Genomic DNA, 20,348 nt, shown 5'->3' with positions numbered 1-20,348 from the left:
TTCGGGATGCCGTCAGTATCGGCCAATTCCAGCGCCGGATGCCGCAGAACGGGCATTCCGGCACGGATGGAACAAGATTATCATTCGTTACACTTGCGTATACCGCGTTACTTTTCAGGTCTCATCAGGTGATACGAAAGCAACTCGATGATGGCCATCATGGAGACGCGCGACGAGAGCTCTTCGCTGTTGAACACGATATGCTCGGCGAACACGTAGAAGTCGATCGTGCTCAAGCTTTGCAGCGTGTTGTTCGCCGAATGCGTGATGGTGGCTATCACGGGCTTGTGCCGCGCTTGGACGCGTTCCACGAATTCGACGACCTCCAAATCCTCCCCGCTCATCGACACGAGCAGCGCGACGTCGCCGTCGCGGAAGCGATCGATGGCCGCCTTCGTCTCGAACTGGTTGACCGGACAGCTCGCACGATAGCCCAAGCTGGTGAGCAGGTGGTACGCGAAATGGGCGACCTCCTGATCGAGTCCCACGCCGAAGCAGCAAATGCGCACGTCGGGGGAAAGAGCGGCCTTGAACTGCTCGATCTTGTCGGCGGTCAGCACGCGCACGCTCTCGATGACGTTCTTGAGGTACTCCTCGCTGTAGGACTGCTTCCACAGCACGGGCGGCAGCTCCGACTGCTCGGCCGCATGGCTGGCGAAGCGCAGCGACTCGGAAAACTCCCGATAACCCGAGAATCCCAGCTTCCGAGTGAACCGCATGATGGTGGTCGTGGAGACGAAGCATTCCGCGGCCAGCATGCGGATCTGCATGGTCTTGACCTCGTCGATGTTGCGCACCACGTACTCGAATATCTTGCGCTCGCTCGCGTTGAGCTCGCGCACGTGCTTGTTCACCTGATCAAAGAAGTCCATGGGCGCTCCTCGCGTAACGGTGTTCTCGAAAAAGTAACACATGACCAACCCCGTTGCAAGTGTTCCGAAAACCGTCGCGAGCGGCCGCCGACTCCGCGTCGTCGGGTATTCTGATCGCGCAGCAGCACGACCTCGCACTGCACGAGAGAGCGAGGAGAGGAATCGCGTTCGGCCCGCCATCGTTGCCCGGGAACCCGCAACCATACGCAAAGGACGTGATTCGCATGACCGCACAAACCAGGACAAAAGGAACCGTCACCCACTTCCTCGACACCATCGACCTCAGCAAGCAGGAGATGCTCGACCTGTTCGAGACCATCCGCATGCTGAAGGAGGCTGACATGCAGGGCGCGGTGCCGAAGATCCTCGAAGGCGCCTCGCTGGCCATGATCTTCGAGGAACCCTCCACCCGCACGCGCGTTTCGTTCGAGACCGCGATGACCGATCTGGGCGGCCACGCGCTGTACCTGAAGCCGGGCGAGATCCACTTCGGCTCCCACGAGGCCATCAAGGACACCGCGCGCGTCATCTCCAGCATGTGCCACGGCATCATGCTGCGCGCCAAGGAGCATGAGAGCGTCATGGCCCTCGCCGAGCACGCGAGCGTCCCCGTGTTCAACGCGATGACCTACTACAACCATCCCACGCAGGGCGTATGCGATTTCTTCACGATGAGCGAGAACGTTCCCGAAGGAAAGCGCTTCGAGGACATCAAGGTGGTGTTCGTGGGCGACTCGCGCGAGGACACGGGCATCATGAGCAAGGAAACGGGCCATATGTGCGCCACGCTGGGCCTGGACTACACGGTGTGCTCCCCCGCCCGTTACTCCATGTCGGAGGGCGAGCAGGCGAAGATCCGCGCGAAGATGGCCGAGACGGGCGGCACGCTCACCGTGACCGACGACGTGGATGCCGCCATCGAAGGCGCCGATTTCATCGTGCCGGACGTGTGGACGTACTACGGCTACGAGGAGGAGGAAGCCGACCGTCTGGCGTCGTTCATGCCGAAATACCAGCTGAACATGGACATGCTCGACCGTGCCGGCGCGCAGTGCAAGGCGCTGCACTGCCTGCCGGCCAACCGCGACGTGGAGATCACGAGCGAGGTGCTCGACCACCCGACCCGCTCCATCGTGTTCCAGGAAGCGGAGAACCGGCTGCACACCCAGCGCGGCCTGCTCGCCTGGTTCCTCTATCCGCGCATGCGCGAGGCCGACGCGGCGCTCAAGCAGTACAACGAGGGCAGGCTGCGCAGCTTCCTCGACACGAAGCTGAAGTAGGCGCGCCGACGCGCGGTCGCGCGGCGCGAAACGCGCGCAGCGCAGAAGGGGCCCCGGAAATCCGGGGCCCCTTCGCGTTCGATGTCCCAAATGGTGCCGATGTCCCCAAAGGTGCCTGTCCCCTTTGGGGACACCCTTTGGGGACACCCTTTGGGGACACCCTTTGGGGACACCCTTTGGGGACAATGTTTACTTCGCGATGAGCACAGGGATGGGAGATGCGTGCAGCAGCTTGTGGCTGACGCTGCCCATGTACTCCTTGAGGCCGCTCAGGCCGCGGTTGCCCACGACGAGCAGGTCGTAGTCGCGCTGGTCGATCAGCTTGACGATCTCGGTGGCGGGGTTCGTGCCGGTCAGCAGCAGCGAATCGGTGCGCGCGGCAACGTCCTCGCCCATCTTCTGCTCCGCCTCGGCAAGCAGGTCCTCGCCGTCGGAGATCATCATGTCGAGTATGTCCTTGAAGTTCGCCATCTGCGTCTCGTCGAGCAGCGGGATGGGCACCACGTACACGATGTCTACGTGCGCTTCGGGATTCACCGCAGCCAGGCTGGCGGCCATGTGGAGCGCGCGGTCGGCGCCCTCGGATTCGTCGAACGCCACGAGCAACTTGTTAACGGCCATGGTGGGCCTCCTCTCGGTCGCGGCGAGCGCGGTGCGCCGCCTGAAAACGTCCTACCTCCAGTATAGGGCTTTCCGCGCGAGCGGGGAAACAACTTGCAAACGCTTTCGTGACCGCTTTCGCGCGGATCGCGGCCCGTCGCCCAGCGGGCGGCGGCGTGCCCTAGGATGGATGTCTTCGGCAGCGCACCAAAATGTCCCCAAAGGGGCCTGTCCCCTTTGGGGACATCGACGAAAGGACGGCTCATGGAACAGTTCGACGCAGCGATCATCGGGTTCGGAACGGCGGGCCGCGCCCTGGGCGGCGCGCTTGCCGACGCAGGTCAGAACATCGCGGTCGTGGAACAGTCCGACACCATGTACGGCGGCGCCTGCGTGAACAACGCGTGCATCCCCACGAAGTCCCTCGTCGAGTCGGCGCGGCTCTCGGCTGCCATCGGCGGCCCCATCACCGAGCGCGAAGAGCGCTACACCGCGGCGATCGACGTCATGAACGAGCTGCGCACCGCCTCGCGGATGCGCAACTACCACGCGCTGGCCGATCGGTCGAACGTCAGCGTCATCGATGGCCGAGCATCGTTTGCAGACGCCTCCCACCTGCGCGTTTCCACGGCAAGCGGCACGCGCGACATCGAGGCGAAGCGCATCTTCATCGACACCGGCTCGCTGCCGAAGCTGCCCTCCATTCCCGGCGTGGACAGCCCGCGCGTGTTCGTCAGCAGTTCGCTCATCGACCTGCGCGAGCTTCCGCGCCAACTCGTCATCATCGGCGGCGGCTACGTCGGCCTCGAGTTCGCCTCGTTCTACACCGACTTCGGCGCGCAGGTGACCATCCTGCAAGACGGAGACGCCATCCTCGCGCACGAAGACCCGGAAACGGCCGAAGCCGTGCGGAAAAGCCTCGAGGACCGCGGCGTCACCATCGTGTACAACGCCGACGTGACCCGCATCGACGACGAGCATGACCAGATGCTCGTGTTCGCCCAGGTGAACGGAGAGGAGAAGCGCTACCCCGCGCATGCCGCGCTCGTCGCCATCGGTCGCACGCCGAACACGACCGGCCTCAACCTGGAGGCTGCCGGCGTCGAGCTCACCGATCGCGGCGGCATCAAGGTTGACGAGCATCTGCGCACCACGGCCGACAACATCTGGGCCATGGGCGACGTGGCGGGCGGCATGCAGTTCACCTACATCGCCTACGACGATTTCCGCATCGTCGCGTCCGACCTGCTGGGCGACGGATCGCGCACGACGAGAAACCGCGGCGCCGTCCCCTACTGCACGTTCGTGCACCCGCCGTTCGCGCGCGTGGGCATGACCGCCGAGGACGCGCGCGAAGCCGGTTACGCCGTGAACGTGTACTCCCTGCCGGCTGAGGGCATCTCGCAGGCGCACATCCTGCGCGACCCGGTGGGCCTCATGAAGGCCGTGGTGGACGCGAACTCCAACGTGGTGCTGGGCATGGACCTGTTCTGCGAAGACGCCCAGGAGCTGGTGAACACCGTGAAGCTGGTCATGGACGCGCGCATCCCCGCATCCGTGCTGCAAAGCGCCGTGTTCTCGCATCCTTCCATGACCGAGGCGTTCAACAACCTGTTCCTGCCGGAGCATTTGGAGCGGTAGGAACCGCGCTCTCGAAGCCTCGCGAGCCCGCGATCCTCGCACGCATCCTGCGCTCGAGATGCCTCGCGGGTTCGCGAGGCTACGCACGCCCCCTGCGACCGAGAGGCCTCGCGAGCCGCGAGGCTACGCACGCCCCCTTGCCCGCGCAGCCTCGCGATCCTGTACGTGCCTCCCGCGCCACGTAGCCTCGCTCGCACCCCTTCGCGCTGCGACGCACAGGGGTGCGATATACCCCTTTTCACTCTCCGCGTCGAGCCTTCAACTTAATATTTAAGGGGATTGACTTGGGCTTTCTCTCAGCAGACTATGGTAGCGCTGCGGTCCGTCGCGGCTAGAAAGGAGCGCCATCATGGCCATTGAAGCGTACTGCATGAAGTGCAAAGAGAAGAAGGAAATGAAGAATCCCGCGGAGAGCACCACGAAGAACGGCAAGCCCATCACGAAGGGCACATGCCCCGTGTGCGGCAGCACCATCTGTCGAATCGGCGCGGCGAAATAGCGCCGATCCGCGTTTCTACGCATGACGAGAAGCCGAATGCGACGCCACGGGAAGGGCATCGCGTTCGGATGGGGATACGCCACCAGGAGGGTATATGGAAGTTTCACCTATGAAGAAGTACGCCGCAGAATGCTTCGGCACGTTCGTCCTCACGCTGTTCGGCTGCGGCAGCGCCGCCGTCGCCGGCGCCACGTTGGGCACGCTGGGCATCGCGATGGCGTTCGGTCTGTCCATCGTAGCGATGGCGTTCGTCATCGGCAACGTGTCGGGCTGCCACATCAACCCGGCCGTCTCGTTCGGCCTGTTCCTCGACAAGCGCCTGTCGGCCAAGGACCTTGTCGGCTACTGGGTCGCCCAGTTCGTCGGCGGCATCATCGCCGCTGCGGTGCTGGCGCTCATCATCGGCATGTGCGACCTCGGCGGCGTGCTGGCAACCGGCCTCGGCTGCGACGGCTACGAAGCTGCCTCCGCAGTGGGCCTGTCCATGATCGGGGCGGTGATCGTCGAGATCATCCTCACCTGCATCTTCGTGCTGTCGGTGCTGGGTTCCACCGCCGACGAGAAGACGGCCCCGTTCGCCGGCATCATCATCGGCCTCACGCTGGCCTTCGTGCACATCATGGGCATCCCGCTGACGGGCACGTCCGTGAACCCCGCACGCAGCTTCGGCCCGGCCCTCATGATGGCCGTGAACGGCGACATGACCGCGCTGTCCCAGGTGTGGGTGTTCATCGTGGCCCCGCTCGTGGGCGCCGCCTGCGCTGCCGGCATCTGGATCGCGTTCAAGAACAAGAAAACGGCCTAACCGCTTCGCGCGCATAATTCGAAGAGGCCCCGACCAGGTGAGGTTCGGGGCCTCTTCGCGTTTGGCGGGGGAGACAGAGGGACGGGGTAATTGTCTCATTTTGCGAGCAAAATGAGACAATTACCCCGTCCCTCTGTCTCCCCCGCCTCTGCTTCCCTACTTCTTCACACGCGTCGCCGCAGCGGCTGTCACGAAGCGCTTCACGGGATCGGTACCCATGAGCATGCGCTCGTTGACGAGCCAGCGCTCGAGCGCCAGATAGGCCGGAGCCTTGTCGCTCTTGAGGCTGACCAGGCAAATGGGGATGGCGACGGCATCTTCCGCCGCGATGAGCTTGATTTCGGTTCCAGGGTGCAGCTGGCCGAGCGCCGGAATGCCTACCGCGAACGACAGGCCGTTCTCCTTCGTGATGAACGCATCGTAACGCTCCGGCGTCGTGGGGCAGAAGCGGATGTCAACGCCGCGCGCGCGATACACCGACACGATGGATTCGTTGAACGTGTCGAACTGTTCCGAGACCGAAACCGGATAGGGGCGGATATCGGCCAGCGTCACCGTCTTGCGCTGCGCAAGCGGATGGGTGCGCGCCATCACCACGCCGGGCATGATCTTGCCGATGGTCATGCAGTCGAGTTCGGGATGGTTGAACGCGCCTATCACGATAAGCGCTTCGAGGCTTCTCGCATACAGCGCGTTCACGCCGCGCGCGCCGGTCTCCAAGCTTACGGATGCGTCGATGTTCATGTTCTTGCCGATGAAGGCTGCAATGTTGGCGCGCGCCTGCTCGTGGCCGTAGAACGGCGGCGTGCAGAGGCCCAGCCTCAAAGACGAGATGCCCTCCGCGCGCCGGTTGTGGGCGAACGCCTCCAGCTCGTCGAAGTCGCGCAGCACGGGTTCGGCTTTGGCGTAGAAGGCCTTGCCGAAGAGCGTGGGGTGCACGCCGCGGCTTTCGCGCACGAACAACTCGTTCTTCAATTCCCGCTCAAGGTCCGCGATAGCTTTTGAAACCGCTTGCACGGTCACGTACTGCTTCTTGGCGGCTGCCGACAGGCTGCCATCCTGGAATACAGCAACGAAATATCTTATCTGTTTGATATTCAAAAAAGTCTACCTCGGGGCCTATGGAGCACGTATCGTTTCGGAAATTCTACCGCGCCCATCCGCTATTACATCCGAGACGCGTTCCGTTCAACTATCTTTTGAACAACCGTTTGACGGGCGAGAACCCCTTCGCGCTGCACCTGCGTTTGCATGCTCGGAATATGCGTGTCGCTTGCAAGCACCTTGCCGCACAACGCGCTGATTGGTGTAAGCTTCATAGGGCATCAATCGCACGCGAAGAGGAGCATGGCATGGCATCCCCCGGTTTTCCCATCCGCAGCGCAGTCGACGACGCGCCGCGTCGTATCGGCATGCCGCGCGCGCTGCTGCACTACCGCTACGGCGCGCTGTGGACGGCGTTCTTCGAGGAGCTGGGATGCAATGTGGTGGTCAGCGAGCCCACCGACCGCGGCACCGTGGCGCGCGGCGACGCGCTGTCGAACGACGAATGCTGCCTGGCCTCGAAAATCTACCTCGGCCACGTGGCGTCGCTCGTGGAAGACGGCCGCTGCGATGCGGTGTTCGTGCCGAGCATCGCCAACGTGGGGCGCCGGCGCGGATTCTGCACGAAGTTCCAAGCGCTGCCCGACCTCGTGTCCAACACGTTCTGCGACGAGCGCATCGAGCTGCTGTCGTGCCTGGTCAACGAAGTTGAGGAGCGCAAAGGCATGAAGGAGGCCCTCATCGAGCTGGCCGCGGCCGAACGCCTCGCCGGGCCGCGCGAGACGAAGCGCGCCTGGAAGGCGGCCTCGCGCGCGCAGGAGCAGGCCGAACGCTCTGCGCTGCTGGGGCAGACCCGCGCGCTGGCGCAACTGGATGCCTCGCGGGCGGCGGCCCGGCGCCCTGAGGACGCGCCCCTGGGCATCCTGCTGGCGGCGCATCCTTACATCGCGCATGACGCATTCATGGGCGGCGCGCTGGTGGACATGCTCGAGCGCATGAATACCGTGGTGCTGTTCGCCGACGAAGCCGACCGCGAGCGCGCGCTCAAGGCCAGCTTCGAGTTCTCCGACACGCTCCCGTGGATCGTGAGCCGCGAGCTGGTGGGCGCCATCACGCAGCTGCACGACCGGGTGGACGGCATCGTGCTGGTCAGCGCCTTCCCGTGCGGGCCCGATTCCATGACCGACGACGCCATCGTGCGTTGCATCCAGGGCCGTCCCGTGCTCAACCTCACCATCGACGCGCAGAGCGGCACCGCCGGGCTCGAGACGCGCGTGGAGAGTTTCGTCGACATCCTGCGCTACCAGAAGAAAGGGGGCTACGTTGGCGCGTGACACGAAACGCGACGTGGTCAACCCGCTGCACACCGACAGCGAAGAGGAGGCGCGCGGCGTCCGCGTGGTAGTGGGCACCGAGCGCGGACCGTTCAAACTGCTGCCGGCCCTGCCGAAGAAAAGCCGGCCGAAGCGCGACCGCCACGCCCGCACCCGCGTGGCGTTCTTCCGCTACAGCTACTACGACATCGCGTTCAAGTTCTTCGTGGAACACGTGCTGGACGCCGATTTCGTCACGCTGCCGAAGCCGACGAAGCGCACCATCGAGCTGGGTTCGCGCCATTCCAGCGACACGGTATGCGCGCCGTTCAAGCACATCCTGGGCGACTACATCGAGGCGCTCGAGCTGGGCGCGGACGTGCTCGTGCAGTTCGCGGGGCCTTGCCGCCTGGGCTACTACGGCGAACTGCAGCAGTCCATCTTGCGCGACATGGGCTACGAGTTCGACATGCTGAACTTCGCCATGCTCACCGGCAAGCCGCTGACCGAGTACATCTCGGTGTGCAAGAAGAAGGTGAATCCCGACCTGTCGGTGCCGCACGGCGTGCGCAACATGCTGGCCGTGTTCAAGATGATCGAAAACCTGGACGAGGTGAACGACTTCTATCTGGCGAACGCGGGCTTCGAGGCCGAGCGCGGGTCGTTCGAACGCGCACGGGAGACGTACTTCGCCGACATGCGCGGCGCCGCGAACGAGCGCGATATCGCCGAAGCGCAGCGCGCCGGCCTCGATGCGCTGCGGGCGCTGCCGCTGCGGCGCCCCGCGCGCCCGCTGCGCGTGGGCATCGTGGGCGAGTACTTCACGGCGGCCGACCCCGCCAGCAACCTGGATCTGGAGCGCAAGTTCCTCGACATGGGCGTGGAGCTGCATCGCGCGCTCACCATGACGAACCGCAACCTCCGCTACAACGAGAAGAACCTGCGCGCGAGCATTTCCGACTACGTGCGCTACGACATGGGCCCCACGTCGAGCATGACCATCGCGGCGGCGCTGCGCTACGCGCAGGAGGGGTTCGACGGCATCGTGCACGTGAAATCGTCGGGCTGCACGCCCGAGGTGGATTGCATGCCGGTGCTGCAGCGCATCAGCCGCGACACCGGCGTTCCGGTGCTGTACCTCAGCTACGATTCGCAGACGAGCGACACGGGCCTCGACACCCGCCTCGAGGCGTTTTACGACATGATCGCCATGAAGAAGGAGAAGACGGCCCGATGACCGAAGCAAATGCGACTCACATGACCGAAAACGTCAGCGAGGGGCGCTCTGGTGCCGAAGATTGCCGTGAAAGCCCTGCGAAGCGTGCTTCTGCACGCGAGGAGGGCTTGGAGCGGCAAGATTCGGTGCCAGAGCGCGCCGCAGCGTCGAGCGGGCCGTTCGTCCCGTCAAGGCGAACGGAATGCTACCTAGGCATCGACATCGGATCGATTTCCACGAAGGGCGTGATCATCGATGCCGATCGGCGCATCATCGCGCGAACGTACCTGTGGACCGAGGGCAACCCGGCCGACGCCGCGCGCCGGGTGGTGGCCGACCTGGGATCGCAGGTGGATCGCGACGCGGTGAGCGTGCGCGCCGTGGGAACGACAGGCAGCGCACGACGGCTCGTGGGCGCCATGTGCGGCGCGACCGTGGTGAAGAACGAGATCACGGCGCACGCGGTGGGTACGACGTTCCTCCATCCCGACGTGCGCACCATCCTGGAGATCGGCGGACAGGACTCGAAGATCATCTGCGTGGAGAACGGCATCGCCGTGGACTACGCCATGAACACGCTGTGCGCCGCGGGCACGGGCGCGTTCCTGTCGAGCCAAGCGCATCGGTTGGGCGTGGAGGTGGAGGAGTTCGGGGACATCGCGCTGACCTCGAAGAAGCCGGCGAACATCGCGGCCCGCTGCACCGTGTTCGCCGAAAGCGACCTCGTGCACAAGATCCAGGTGGGCTACGCGCGCGAGGACATCATCGCGGGACTGTGCCGCGCCGTGGCCACGAACTACCTCAACAACGTGGGCAAGGGCAAGCAGATCGCCGCGCCCGTGGTGTTCCAAGGCGGCGTAAGCAAGAACGTCGGCGTGGTGCAGGCGTTCCGCGACGAGCTGGGGATGGACGTGACGGTCGACGAGGACGGTCACCTCATGGGCGCGTTCGGCGTGGCGCTGCTGGCGGCCGAGGCCGCGCCGCGCGCGGCGAGCGCGGGCGATGCGGGAGGCGAGGACGAGGCGTTCGACTTCGACGCGCTGCGCACGTTCGAGTTCGCCACCCGCGAGGTGGAGTGCCAGAAGTGCGCGAACCACTGCGAGATCATCTGCGTCTACCGCGACGGGACGATCATCGACTCCTGGGGCAACCGCTGCGACAAAGGTGCCGTGAAGGCAGGATAGCGACGCGGTTGCGGAAAGCGGCGAGGCGAGCGGCACCGAAAGTCGATTTCGTGGCAGATTTCGCGAGTTTTTCGTCATAGTTCGAGAATCGACGGAACCCCCGGCATTGGGCGCAGCGATTTGACCTGCGAAAATGCGGGATCACTGAACAGAAGCGGGCATCGTAGGCGAAATTCTGAACCTCCGACGACGAAAAACTCTCAAAATCTGCCACGAAGCCCCGGCCTGCTAGCGCGGCCTCAGCCTTCGCCGAACTGGAAGCCGGGGTACAGCGTCATGCCGCCGTCGACGAACAGCGTGGTGCCGGTCACGTAGCTTGCCTGGTTCGACGCGAGCCAGGCCGCCGCCGCGGCCACGTCTTCGGGCGCGCCCACGTACCCCATCGGGATGAGCCGCTCGGTAGCGGCGCGCGCCTCGGGGTCGGCGAATTTCTGCGCGTTGATAGGCGTGTTCATGGCGCCGGGCGCGATGGCGTTCACGCGGATGCCGCGGTCGGCGTACTCGAGCGCCAGCGTCTTCGTCAACATGCCGACGCCCGCTTTGCTGGCCGCGTAGTCGGCGAAGTGCGGCCAGGGAATCACCTCGTGCACCGACGACAGGTTGATGATGCAACCCGGCATATCGTGTTCGAGAAAGTGTTGAATCGCGCGCTGGGAGCCCGCGAACACGCCGGTGAGGTTCACGTCGATCACGCGCTGCCACTCTTCGATGGTCTTCTGGTCGGTCGGCGCGTCCGCCTCGATGCCTGCGTTGTTCACCCAGATGTCGACGCCGCCGAACGAGAACATCGCCGCATCGTACAGCGCGTCCACGCATTCGGCCTTGCTCACGTCCGACTGCACGGCAGCCGCCGCGCCGCCCGCCTCCTCGATGGCCCGCACCGTCTCGCGCGCGCCCTCTTCGTCGGAGCGGTAGTTCGCCACCACGTTCATGCCCTCGGCGCCGAAGCGCCGCGCCATGGCGGCGCCCAACCCCTTCGAGCTGCCCGTCACCACCACCGTCTTGCCCTTGAGATCGTCGAACATGAGAGCCTTCTTTCCGCGCAGGGTCGCCGAACCTATCGTCCTGCGACCATACCGCACCCGCACGCACCCGCGACGCTCCGCACGTGCGCCGTCGCCTGCCCGTCGAGGATGCGTAACCGCCTCGGCGGCGAGAATCGCATGGAACTTGCGATGCGCGGGGCGCGCGGCTCCGGGATACTGGTTAGGCAAACTCGAGGGAAAGGACTGGCATGCTCGTTGAATTCAAGGGGATGTTCCCCGATGTGGAGCGCGCGGCGTTCATCGCGCCCAATGCCGCCATCTGCGGCGACGTGGCGATGGCCGAGGGCAGCTCGGTATGGTTCAGCGCGGTGATCCGCGGCGAAGTGGCGCCTATCCGCATCGGCGCGAACAGCAACGTGCAGGACAACGCCATGCTGCACAGCGACTACGGCTGCCCTGTCACGCTGGGCGATCGCGTGTCGGTGGGCCACAACGCCATCGTGCACGGCGCCACCATCGAGGACGACGTGACCGTGGGCATGCACGCCACGGTGATGAACGGCGCGGTAATCGGCCGCGGGTCGATGATCGCGGCCGGTGCGCTCGTGAAGGAGCGCTCGGTGATCCCGCCGTGCTCGCTCGTGGTGGGCGTGCCCGGCAAGGTGATCCGCACGCTCGACGCCGAGGCGGTGGCGCGCAACATCGAGCACTCCCAGGAGGCCTACATCGCCGATGCCCAGGAATACGCCCGCGCCCGCATAGTGCAGTAGCGCGAGAGGGTCGCGGATTCGACGACTCGTGGCCGCTTTTGACGGACGTACGTCGTTTGCATGCGCAAAACGAGTTCTTCATGAGGTTGTCAATTCGAGGTTTCTACGTTTCCCCAGATCGGTGGACCTCTCAGGATGCCGAATTCCCAAATGGCCTCGGGCGATGCACGTATACCTGTCAAAAACGGCCACGAGTTGCGACTGCTGCGACGCGGGGGTCGACGCAGCTGGTGCCGAGAGGGCCGGGCGCCGCGCCGCGCCCGGCCCCTCTCCTCGGGCGATCGTCTGCTACTCCCACTTGAAGAAGCGCACGGCGATCGCAGTGCACGCCACGGCCCACACCACCATGATCACCACCGGCACGATGGCCTGGTCAACCGGCAGCCCGAGCGACGTGGCCTTCAGCAGCTTCACGCCCTGGGTAAGCGGCAGCAGGTCGGCCACGCGCTGCACGGCGGTGGGCATCATCTCGTAGGGCAGCGTCGTCCCCGACAGCAGCAGCATGGGGAAGTACAGCACGCTGGCCAGCACGCCCGCGATCTTCTCGTTCGGAGCAAGGCCGCCCACCATCATGCCGAGCGCCAGCATGGCCGCCAGCACCAGCACGTACGACCCGACGAACGCCGGCCACGAGCCCGTGAACGCGTACCCGAAGAACAGCGCGGCCACTCCGAACACGAGCACGGCCGAGATCAACGCGTACACGGTGTAGATGGCCACCTGCACCGCCAGAATGGTGTACACGCTGATGGGCGTCACGAAGTAGCGTTTGAGGATCTTGCGGTACCGGTAGTTCGACACCACGAGCGGCAGACCCATCGCGCCGCCGGCGCAGATGGCGATGGCCGATACCGCGCCCACCGACTGCGCCACGAACGTGTAGTCCGCGCCTTCGTAAGCGGGCTGGCCGCCGAACATCATGCCGACGACCAGCATCACCACTACGGGCATGATCACGGCGAAGATGGGCATGTTCATGTCGCGCAGCGACAGGCGGAACTCGACTCCGAACAGGGTGCTAAAGGCTTTCATGGGCGCCTCCTTCGGCGGGATGAGGGGTTGCGGTTGCATCACCGGGTGCGGCGATCGCGGATGCGTCGGGCTCGGCGGACTCGGCGGATGCGTCGGGTTCGGCTGTCCCAGCGTGCTCGACGCGCTTGGCGGATGCGTCGGGCTCGGCGTACGCGAGATACGCGTCCTCGAAGCTGGCGAAGGGACCGGACGCCACGGCCTCGGCCACCGTGCCGGAAAAGACGATGCGTCCCTTGCGCAGGATGGCGACCTGATCGCACAGCGCTTCCACTTCGTCCATGAAGTGGCTGGTCAACACGATGGTCATACCCTGTTGGCGCATTTCGTCCAGCAGATTCCACACGTCGCGACGCGCTTTCACGTCAAGCCCCGTGGTCAGCTCGTCGAGGAACACCACCTCGGGACGCGGGATGAGCGCCAGCACCACGAACAGGCGCTGGCGTTGACCGCCCGAGAGCGATTCGACGGCCTGCGAGCGCACCTCCGCCAGGCCGAATCGCGCAAGCAGATCGGCCGGATCGTCGGCTTCGCGATACAGCGCGCGCGTCGCGCGGCACAGCTCGTCCACCGTGATCTTGTCCTGGTAACGCGCCTCCTGGAACTGTACGCCCACCCGCTGGAACAGCTCCTTGCGCCGAGCTCGCGGGTCAAGGCCCAGAATGGTGACGCTCCCCGCATCGGGGCGGTTCACGCCCAGCAGGCATTCGAGCGTCGTGGTCTTCCCCGCTCCGTTCGCGCCCAGCAGCCCGAACGTCTCGCCGGCGGCCACGTCGAAGCTTACTCCGTCCACCGCAGGCGCGTCTCCATACGATTTCACCAGGTCGCGTACATGTACTACGTCGTTCATACGTCCTCCTATCTTTCGGTCGCCGAAGATACTAGAAGACGCGCCAACTCTGGTGGCAAAGTGGAGGGTTTGCTCAGGCGAGATTTTTCATGCGCTCAAGCAGTTCGATCATTTCGAAGGCGTTGCGCTCCGCCGCATCGAGCGACGTGAGCAGGCGGTCGCACACCGACAAGATGTCATCGTCGGGATCGGGATGGTCCAGCACATGCCCGATGTCGGCAGCCGCATCGCGGTCGAGCGCGTCGAGCAACCGCAGGATGGCGGCCAGCGAGTAGTTCGCGGCACGCAGCGCGCGAATGATGGCCAGACGGTTGAGATCGGCGGCGCTGTACACGCGGTAGCCGTTCCGCTTGCGTTTGACCTGCAACAGGCCGTTCATCTCCCAATTGCGCAGCGCATCGATGCTGGTGTCCAAGGAGTCGGCCGCCTCCTTGCGCGTCAGCATGAGCGGCTCGGTGCGAGCAGGGCCGTCGGCACGCGCCAGCAGGTCGCGCACATGGCGAAGGGCGTCCTCGGCAGCGGTGCGCTCGCGTCGCAGGTGGTCGATGCGCTGTTCGGCCAGGGCGATCGCCTCATCGTAACGTTGACGCGCCATCGCCTCGACGATGGCGAGCACCTCCCGGCGCAACCCGTTCTGCACGAGTTCCACGTTGAGCGCCGCGCGCACGAGACGAACCTGCAGCAGATGCAAGTCGGTGAACACGCGATATCCGTTCGGGCGACGCTCGGGCGCGGTGATGAACCCGATGCGCTCGTAGAGACGCACCGTGTTCGGATGCACGCCGACGGCCCTCGCGATGTACGAGGTGGTGTAGGTGCGAGGCTGTTCCATGCGCCGAGTATAGCCGACGAACGCCGTGCGCAAACATGCGAATTCGGGGATTCCGGTTCGCACGCCCCGCACGGTATACTGAATGGGCCGCGTTTTCGCGCTCGTTTCGAGGAGGCACCCATGCTGCACCCGCCCGCTCCCCACCGCATAACCCGCCGATCGTTCTGCACGCTCTCCGCCGTGGCGCTCGCCTCGCTCGCGCTGCCAACCCGCGCGCTGGCCGACGAACCGGCGATCGCCGAAGCCGCACCGCAACCCGGCCCCATCGTCATCGTGCACACGAACGACGTGCATTGCGCCGTGGACGACAATCTGGGGTACGCGAAACTCGTGAACTACGTCGGTACCATGCGCTCCATGTACGGAGCTGGCAACGTGACGCTCGTAGATGCGGGCGACGCCGTACAGGGCAAGGCCATGGGCACGCTGACGAACGGCGAGTACCTTATCGACATCATGAACAAGTGCGGCTACGAGTTCGCCATCCCCGGCAACCACGAGTTCGACTACGGGATGACCCAGTTCAACACGCTGGTCGCGCGCGCGAAGGCGAAGTACCTTTCATGCAACTTCACCGACCTGCGCACGGGGAGCCTCATGTTCGACGCGTGCGCCATGCGCGAATACGGCACGGGCGCCAACAAGAAGAAGGTCGCGTTCCTGGGCATCTGCACGCCTGAATCGCTGACGAAATCCTCCCCCGCCCACTTTCAAGAAGGCGGGTCGTATCGCTACGGCTTTTGCGAGGACGAGTCCGGCGCGAAGCTGTACGACGCCGTGCAGCGGGCCGCGGACAAGGCGCGCGCCGACGGAGCCGACTACGTGGTGGCGATCGCGCACCTCGGCCAAAAGGGCGTGACCGCACGCTGGACCAGCACGTCCGTAGTGGCGAACACGAGCGGCATCGACGTGATGATCGACGGGCATTCGCACGAGCTGTACGCGCAAACGCCTCCCAACAAGAACGGCGAACCGGTGCTCGTCACGCAAACGGGAACCCAGCTGGTGGGAATCGGCCAGGTGGTGATCGACCCCGCGTCCGGCACGATTACCGCGTTCGCGTCGGACGGTGCGAAAACCGTCACCGCGTCCACAACGAACGGCACCGCCAGCATCATCGAGACGTGGAACGGCAAAGACGCCGACACGGCCGCCTACATCGCCGGGCTGCAGGCGGATCTCGCGCAGATCACCGGACGCGTCGTCGGGACGTCGGACGTGCGTCTCGTCGCGCTCGAAGACGACAACTACACCTGGGCCGTGCGTGCGCACGAGACGAACCTCGGCGACTTCGTGGCCGACGCGTATCTGGCGCTGGCCTGGCACGGCGGGGTCATGGCCGACATCGGCTTCGTCAACGGCGGCGGCATCCGCGCGAACATCGAGCCGGGCGACGTGACGTACGGCGACCTCATCAACGTGCAGCCCTACAACAACCAGCTGTGCTATGTGGACACGCTGGGCCAGAACATCCTCGATGCGCTGGAAGCGGGCGCGGCGAAGCTGCCGGAGCCGAGCGGCGGGCTGCAGCACGTGTCCGGCCTCACCTACACCGTGCGCACGGACATCCCGTCGTCGGTACAGATGCCAGGCGGCAGCTTCGGCGGCGTGACGGGCGAGTACCGCGTGCGCGACGTGCGGGTGAACGGCGAACCGCTCGACGTGAACCGGCGCTACAAGCTGGTGTCGCACACGTTCTTGCTCGTGGACGGCGGCGACGGCCTGAACATGTTCATGAACGACGAGGCCGTGCTGCTCGATTTGGACAACAAGGCCCTCATCGAGTACATCCAGTACGATTTGAAGGGGGCGATCGGCGAGGAATACGCGAATCCCGCAGGTCAGGGTCGCATCGTGATCAAGGACGGTCCCGATCCGGAGCCCACGCCCCTGCCGACGCCCGAGCCCGAGCCCGTCGAGGAGCCCGCGGCAGGCCCCGGCCCCGGCGGCAAGCCACTCGCAGCCACCGGCGATCCCGCAGGCACCGCGGTCGTCGGAGCCGTCGCGGTCGCAGCGGCAGCGGCAGCGGCAGCAACAGGAGCCGTCGCCGTAGGCGCGCGGCGTTAAACCCCCGCCGCAGAAAAGTTGGACGCAAAACAGGAGCCATGACAATTCCGAGCATGCCTTCGGCTCGTTCTCGTCGCCCGATGAAGAGGGTCCTTACCGTAAGACCAGGTCGCACGCCCCACCACTTCGAAGCACCCGAGGTTTGCCACGGAAAACTTTGTCATGGCTACCCTTTTGCGCCCTTCGAAAGCTAAGCAAAGGCCCTTGCCGCCAAGACGACAAGGGCTTCCCAAGAAGAAGTTGCTTCGCGCGTTTCACGTGAAACATTCGTTCGCGCGCGGCAAAAACGAAGGGGCCTCGCCAGCACGAGCGCCCCCGCTTCAACAAGTTTTACGCCATCAGCTTCGTCACGGCGTTCGCATAGGCTACCGGATCCTCGATGGGCAGGCCTTCAACCAGCAGCGCCTGGTTGTACAGCAGCTCCGCGTACAGCTTCACCTTGTCGGCGTCGCCGGCTTCCTGCGCAGCGCGCAGCACGTCGAACACCGCGTGCTTCGCGTTCACTTCAAGCACGCGCTCGGACTTGATGGCGTCGCCGCCGTCGGGCATCTGCGCCATGATGCGCTCCATCTCGAGCGACACCGGGCCCGCCGCGGTGATGCACGCCGGCGCATCCTCCAGGCGCGACGACACGGCCACCTTCGTCACCGAGTCGCCCAGCGCATCCTTCATGGCGGCGAACAGGGCCTCGTTGTCCTTCGTCGTCTCCTCGGCTTCCTTCTTTTCCTCCTCGGAGGCCAGATCGAGGTCGCCCGACGCCACGTTCTTCAGCTCCAGCGGCTCCGGCGCCTCCTCACCCTCGGACGCGGGCGCGCCGTACGTCATCATCGCCTGGAAGCAGAACTCATCGACGTCCTTCGTGCACAGCAGCACGTCATAGCCCTTCCCTAACACCGTCTTCACGATGGGCATCTTGCCCAGGCGCTCGATGCTCTCGCCCGCCGCGTAGTAGATGGCCTTCTGGTCGGCAGGGGCGGCGGCCAAGTACTCGTCCAGCGTGACCAGCTTCTCCTGCTTTGCCGAGTAGAACAGCAACAAGTCGGCCAGCTGGTCCTTCAGCGAGCCGTAGCTGTTGTAGATGCCGAACTCCAGGCCGCGGCCGAAGTTCTCGAAGAACTTCTCGTACTCCTCGCGGTCGTTGTCGCGCATCTTCTTCAACTCGGACGTGATCTTCTTCTCGATCTTCTTCGCGATGGCGCGCAGCTGGCTGTTGTGCTGCAGCGTCTCGCGGCTGATGTTCAGCTGCAGGTCCTGGCTGTCCACCACGCCGCGCACGAAGTTGAAGTGGTCGGGCAGCAGCTCCTCGCACTTCTCCATGATCAGCACGTTGGAGCTGTACAGCGCGAGGCCCTTCTTGAAGTCCTTGCTGTACAGATCGTACGGAGCGCGGCCGGGGATGAACAGCAGCGCGTCGTAGCTGAGCGCGCCCTCGGCGTGGATGCTGAACGTGCGCGCCGGGTCGGTGAAGTCGTGGAAGTCGGTCTTGTAGAACTCGTGGTACTCCTCGTCGGTGACTTCCGACTTGCTGCGCTTCCAGATGGGGATCATCGAGTTGATGGTGTCGATCTCAGTGTAGTCCTCGTATTCCGGCTGGTAGTCGTCGCCGGCGTCCTCGGGCTTCGGCTTCTGGCGCGTCTTCGACACTTCCATCTGCACGGGGTAACGCACGTAGTTGCTGTAGCGCTTGATGAGGTTCTTCAGGCTGAACTCGCTGAGGAACGTGTCGTAGCTATCCTCGTCGGTGTTGTCCTTGATGGTGAGGATGATGTCGGTGCCGTGGCCCTCGCGCGTGGCCTCCTCGATGGTGTAACCCTCGACGCCGTCGCTCTCCCAGGCCCAGGCCTCGTCGCTGCCGTACGCCTTCGACACGACGCGCACCTTGGACGCCACCATGAAGGCGGAGTAGAAGCCCACGCCGAACTGGCCGATGATGTCCACGTCGTCGCCCTGCACGTCGGCGTTGTCCGTCTTGAACTCCATGCTGTCGGAGTGCGCGATGGTGCCCAGGTTGCGGTCGAGTTCGTCCTTCGTCATGCCGATGCCGTTGTCGCTGACCGTGATCGTGCGCGCGTCCTTGTCGAACGCAACGCGGATGCCCAGCTCGTCCTTGCCTAGCTGGATGTCCTTGTCGGTGAGGCTGCGGAAGTACAGCTTGTCGACCGCGTCCGACGCGTTCGAGATGAGCTCGCGCAGGAAGATCTCGCGGTTCGTGTAGATGGAGTTGATCATGAGGTCGAGCAGCTTCTTGCTCTCGGTTTTGAACTTGCGCATAGTTGGCGTCGCTCTCCTTTTCGTACGTGCCGGACTGCATCTTTAGCAGTCTCGGGCTTCGAGTGCTAACACGTGATTTTAGTGCGGCACGCGGAGATGTCAAGCGGAAGACGCCCCGATTGCAGAACAGCTGCACAGGAGAGGCAGAACGCCTCCTGCGCTCCCCGTCGTGCAGACAGCCGGAAGCGCAGCTTCGACTGGCTATGTGCGGGAAAATCGGGGTTTTGGCAATTCGCCCTCGTCTCGAACGCCATCGACAGCGCGCCGACGACGCGCATCGCCAGAAAACCCCAGGTCGCGATTTTCCGAACGCACCAAACAATCGAGCAGGATTGCCAAAACCCCGATTTTTCCGCACATCAGACAGACGACTCCTGCGCACGCGAGACAACGGCCGGAAAGCCCTCGAGCGGCCGCCCAAAAGGACGGCCGCTCGATCAGAAGGGAGGGATGGCTCCGCTCAGCGCGCGGCGCTACCCGGTGGGCAGGTCGGTGCTTTCCTTCGCGGTCAGCCAACCGGCAGGGGTTTCGGCGTCGGCGTGGCATTGGGTGCAGTAGTTCACCGACGCGCGGTGGGCCTTGTGGCACGAGTCGCACGTGATGTCGCCGTGGTAGGCCAGGTGCGGGTTGCGGGTCATGCCAGCGGTCGCGTTCGCCAGGTCGTCGCGCGTGAGGTTGTGGCACGACTCGTTCAGGCAGAACTCATCCGACGCAACGCCGCGCGCCGCTCCCAAGTCCGCGAGCGTGGCCTCCTGCAACGGCACGCCGTAACCGCCCGTTACCCAGGACGCGCCCTCGGCCATCTGCTCGCCCAGCGTGGGAACATGGCAGTCAAGGCACGTCTTGCCCGAGGCCTTGTGCGCCACCGCCAGCATGCTGGACGTGTCGGCCACCTCGTTGCCCCACTTGTCCACGCCCGCCTCGCCCAACGGCTGATCGTAGGTTTCGACGTAGGGATCCATCGGCGTGTGGCAGATGGCCGCGCAAAAGCTGGGCTGCTCGTGCCACACCCAGAACCCCATGCCCGCCACCACAAACACGAGCGCGACCGTACCGACGACGATGGGCCACTTCTTCGGCTTCATGGCA

Annotated in this window: 18 protein-coding genes; 9 read left to right on the top strand and 9 right to left on the bottom strand. The window is 64.7% G+C overall.

Going from position 1 to position 20,348, the window contains the following annotated elements; genetic code table 11:
• Positions 1-107: 107 nt before the first annotated feature.
• Positions 108-872 (bottom strand): MurR/RpiR family transcriptional regulator, encoded by a 765-nt coding sequence (locus tag C1A15_RS03550; RefSeq protein WP_180952983.1) that lies wholly within the window; start codon positions 870-872, stop codon positions 108-110.
• 224 nt (positions 873-1,096) lie between these two features.
• On the opposite strand from C1A15_RS03550, the gene argF reads away from it, so the two are divergent.
• A complete protein-coding gene (gene argF, locus C1A15_RS03545; protein ID WP_101721288.1) occupies positions 1,097-2,152 on the top strand; it encodes an ornithine carbamoyltransferase in 1,056 nt (351 codons plus the stop codon).
• Between the two features lie 189 nt (positions 2,153-2,341).
• Here argF and C1A15_RS03540 read toward each other — a convergent pair whose 3' ends face one another.
• Positions 2,342-2,773, bottom strand: coding sequence for a universal stress protein (locus C1A15_RS03540; RefSeq protein ID WP_101721287.1), 432 nt, complete (start codon positions 2,771-2,773; stop codon positions 2,342-2,344).
• A gap of 243 nt (positions 2,774-3,016) precedes the next feature.
• Here C1A15_RS03540 and C1A15_RS03535 point away from each other — a divergent pair, with 243 nt between their 5' ends.
• The 3 genes from C1A15_RS03535 to C1A15_RS03530 all read left to right on the top strand — a co-directional run bounded on the left by C1A15_RS03535 (position 3,017) and on the right by C1A15_RS03530 (position 5,697).
• Complete coding sequence (locus C1A15_RS03535) at positions 3,017-4,393, top strand: FAD-dependent oxidoreductase (RefSeq protein WP_101721286.1); 1,377 nt, start codon at positions 3,017-3,019, stop codon at positions 4,391-4,393.
• Positions 4,394-4,742: 349 nt separating this feature from the next.
• The gene (locus C1A15_RS16955; RefSeq protein ID WP_180952982.1) at positions 4,743-4,892 is read left to right on the top strand and encodes a DUF5679 domain-containing protein; all 150 of its coding nucleotides are present in this window, start codon (positions 4,743-4,745) and stop codon (positions 4,890-4,892) included.
• A gap of 94 nt (positions 4,893-4,986) precedes the next feature.
• Entirely contained in the window at positions 4,987-5,697 is a 711-nt protein-coding gene (locus C1A15_RS03530) for an aquaporin (protein WP_101721285.1), read from the top strand.
• 156 nt (positions 5,698-5,853) lie between these two features.
• Here C1A15_RS03530 and C1A15_RS03525 read toward each other — a convergent pair whose 3' ends face one another.
• Positions 5,854-6,798: a LysR family transcriptional regulator gene (locus C1A15_RS03525; protein ID WP_101721284.1), complete on the bottom strand. Its 945-nt coding sequence runs from the start codon at positions 6,796-6,798 to the stop codon at positions 5,854-5,856.
• A gap of 251 nt (positions 6,799-7,049) precedes the next feature.
• On the opposite strand from C1A15_RS03525, the gene C1A15_RS03520 reads away from it, so the two are divergent.
• The 3 genes from C1A15_RS03520 (at position 7,050) to C1A15_RS03505 (ending at position 10,454) form a co-directional block, all read left to right on the top strand.
• Positions 7,050-8,075 carry an acyl-CoA dehydratase activase-related protein gene (locus C1A15_RS03520; RefSeq protein ID WP_101721283.1) on the top strand — a complete coding sequence of 342 codons (1,026 nt, stop codon included), beginning with the start codon at positions 7,050-7,052 and terminating at the stop codon, positions 8,073-8,075.
• Entirely contained in the window at positions 8,065-9,291 is a 1,227-nt protein-coding gene (locus tag C1A15_RS03515) for a 2-hydroxyacyl-CoA dehydratase (protein ID WP_101721282.1), read from the top strand. The genes C1A15_RS03520 and C1A15_RS03515 overlap by 11 nt, the downstream gene beginning before the upstream one ends.
• A gap of 107 nt (positions 9,292-9,398) precedes the next feature.
• Complete coding sequence (locus C1A15_RS03505; RefSeq protein ID WP_245864898.1) at positions 9,399-10,454, top strand: acyl-CoA dehydratase activase; 1,056 nt, start codon at positions 9,399-9,401, stop codon at positions 10,452-10,454.
• Between the two features lie 239 nt (positions 10,455-10,693).
• On the opposite strand, the gene C1A15_RS03500 is transcribed toward C1A15_RS03505, so the two are convergent.
• Complete coding sequence (locus C1A15_RS03500) at positions 10,694-11,479, bottom strand: glucose 1-dehydrogenase (RefSeq protein ID WP_101721281.1); 786 nt, start codon at positions 11,477-11,479, stop codon at positions 10,694-10,696.
• 209 nt (positions 11,480-11,688) lie between these two features.
• On the opposite strand from C1A15_RS03500, the gene C1A15_RS03495 reads away from it, so the two are divergent.
• Complete coding sequence (locus tag C1A15_RS03495; RefSeq protein WP_101721280.1) at positions 11,689-12,210, top strand: gamma carbonic anhydrase family protein; 522 nt, start codon at positions 11,689-11,691, stop codon at positions 12,208-12,210.
• 288 nt (positions 12,211-12,498) lie between these two features.
• Here the strand turns inward: C1A15_RS03495 and C1A15_RS03490 are convergent, their stop codons facing one another.
• From C1A15_RS03490 to C1A15_RS03480, 3 genes are all read right to left on the bottom strand, one after another.
• Positions 12,499-13,242, bottom strand: coding sequence for an ABC transporter permease (locus tag C1A15_RS03490; RefSeq protein WP_101721279.1), 744 nt, complete (start codon positions 13,240-13,242; stop codon positions 12,499-12,501).
• Entirely contained in the window at positions 13,229-14,089 is an 861-nt protein-coding gene (locus C1A15_RS03485) for an ABC transporter ATP-binding protein (protein ID WP_101721278.1), read from the bottom strand. Before C1A15_RS03485 ends, C1A15_RS03490 begins: the two co-directional genes overlap by 14 nt.
• A gap of 73 nt (positions 14,090-14,162) precedes the next feature.
• Entirely contained in the window at positions 14,163-14,921 is a 759-nt protein-coding gene (locus tag C1A15_RS03480) for a MerR family transcriptional regulator (protein ID WP_101723678.1), read from the bottom strand.
• A 120-nt stretch (positions 14,922-15,041) separates the two neighbouring features.
• Here C1A15_RS03480 and C1A15_RS03475 point away from each other — a divergent pair, with 120 nt between their 5' ends.
• Positions 15,042-16,988 (top strand): bifunctional metallophosphatase/5'-nucleotidase, encoded by a 1,947-nt coding sequence (locus C1A15_RS03475; RefSeq protein ID WP_101721277.1) that lies wholly within the window; start codon positions 15,042-15,044, stop codon positions 16,986-16,988.
• A gap of 330 nt (positions 16,989-17,318) precedes the next feature.
• Here the strand turns inward: C1A15_RS03475 and htpG are convergent, their stop codons facing one another.
• The gene (gene htpG, locus C1A15_RS03470; protein ID WP_101721276.1) at positions 17,319-19,259 is read right to left on the bottom strand and encodes a molecular chaperone HtpG; all 1,941 of its coding nucleotides are present in this window, start codon (positions 19,257-19,259) and stop codon (positions 17,319-17,321) included.
• A 473-nt stretch (positions 19,260-19,732) separates the two neighbouring features.
• Complete coding sequence (cgr1, locus tag C1A15_RS03465; RefSeq protein WP_101723677.1) at positions 19,733-20,344, bottom strand: cytochrome c-type protein Cgr1; 612 nt, start codon at positions 20,342-20,344, stop codon at positions 19,733-19,735.
• Positions 20,345-20,348 lie beyond the last annotated feature (4 nt).

The sequence above is a fragment of the Eggerthella timonensis genome (assembly GCF_900184265.1).
Classification (GTDB): domain Bacteria; phylum Actinomycetota; class Coriobacteriia; order Coriobacteriales; family Eggerthellaceae; genus Eggerthella; species Eggerthella timonensis.
The sequence above is the reverse complement of the archived record's forward strand: the minus strand, read 5'-3'. Positions and strand labels throughout refer to the sequence as shown.

Bases quoted from the DNA above. Each gene is read 5' to 3' on its own strand.
- cgr1 (WP_101723677.1), bottom strand. From the start codon at position 20,344: ATGAAGCCGAAGAAGTGGCCCATCGTCGTCGGTACGGTCGCGCTCGTG.
- argF (WP_101721288.1), top strand. From the start codon at position 1,097: ATGACCGCACAAACCAGGACAAAAGGAACCGTCACCCACTTCCTCGAC.
- C1A15_RS03540 (WP_101721287.1), bottom strand. From the start codon at position 2,773: ATGGCCGTTAACAAGTTGCTCGTGGCGTTCGACGAATCCGAGGGCGCC.
- C1A15_RS16955 (WP_180952982.1), top strand. From the start codon at position 4,743: ATGGCCATTGAAGCGTACTGCATGAAGTGCAAAGAGAAGAAGGAAATG.
- C1A15_RS03535 (WP_101721286.1), top strand. From the start codon at position 3,017: ATGGAACAGTTCGACGCAGCGATCATCGGGTTCGGAACGGCGGGCCGC.
- C1A15_RS03480 (WP_101723678.1), bottom strand. From the start codon at position 14,921: ATGGAACAGCCTCGCACCTACACCACCTCGTACATCGCGAGGGCCGTC.
- C1A15_RS03475 (WP_101721277.1), top strand. From the start codon at position 15,042: ATGCTGCACCCGCCCGCTCCCCACCGCATAACCCGCCGATCGTTCTGC.
- C1A15_RS03530 (WP_101721285.1), top strand. From the start codon at position 4,987: ATGGAAGTTTCACCTATGAAGAAGTACGCCGCAGAATGCTTCGGCACG.
- C1A15_RS03500 (WP_101721281.1), bottom strand. From the start codon at position 11,479: ATGTTCGACGATCTCAAGGGCAAGACGGTGGTGGTGACGGGCAGCTCG.
- C1A15_RS03495 (WP_101721280.1), top strand. From the start codon at position 11,689: ATGCTCGTTGAATTCAAGGGGATGTTCCCCGATGTGGAGCGCGCGGCG.
- htpG (WP_101721276.1), bottom strand. From the start codon at position 19,259: ATGCGCAAGTTCAAAACCGAGAGCAAGAAGCTGCTCGACCTCATGATC.
- C1A15_RS03550 (WP_180952983.1), bottom strand. From the start codon at position 872: ATGGACTTCTTTGATCAGGTGAACAAGCACGTGCGCGAGCTCAACGCG.
- C1A15_RS03520 (WP_101721283.1), top strand. From the start codon at position 7,050: ATGGCATCCCCCGGTTTTCCCATCCGCAGCGCAGTCGACGACGCGCCG.
- C1A15_RS03485 (WP_101721278.1), bottom strand. From the start codon at position 14,089: ATGAACGACGTAGTACATGTACGCGACCTGGTGAAATCGTATGGAGAC.
- C1A15_RS03490 (WP_101721279.1), bottom strand. From the start codon at position 13,242: ATGAAAGCCTTTAGCACCCTGTTCGGAGTCGAGTTCCGCCTGTCGCTG.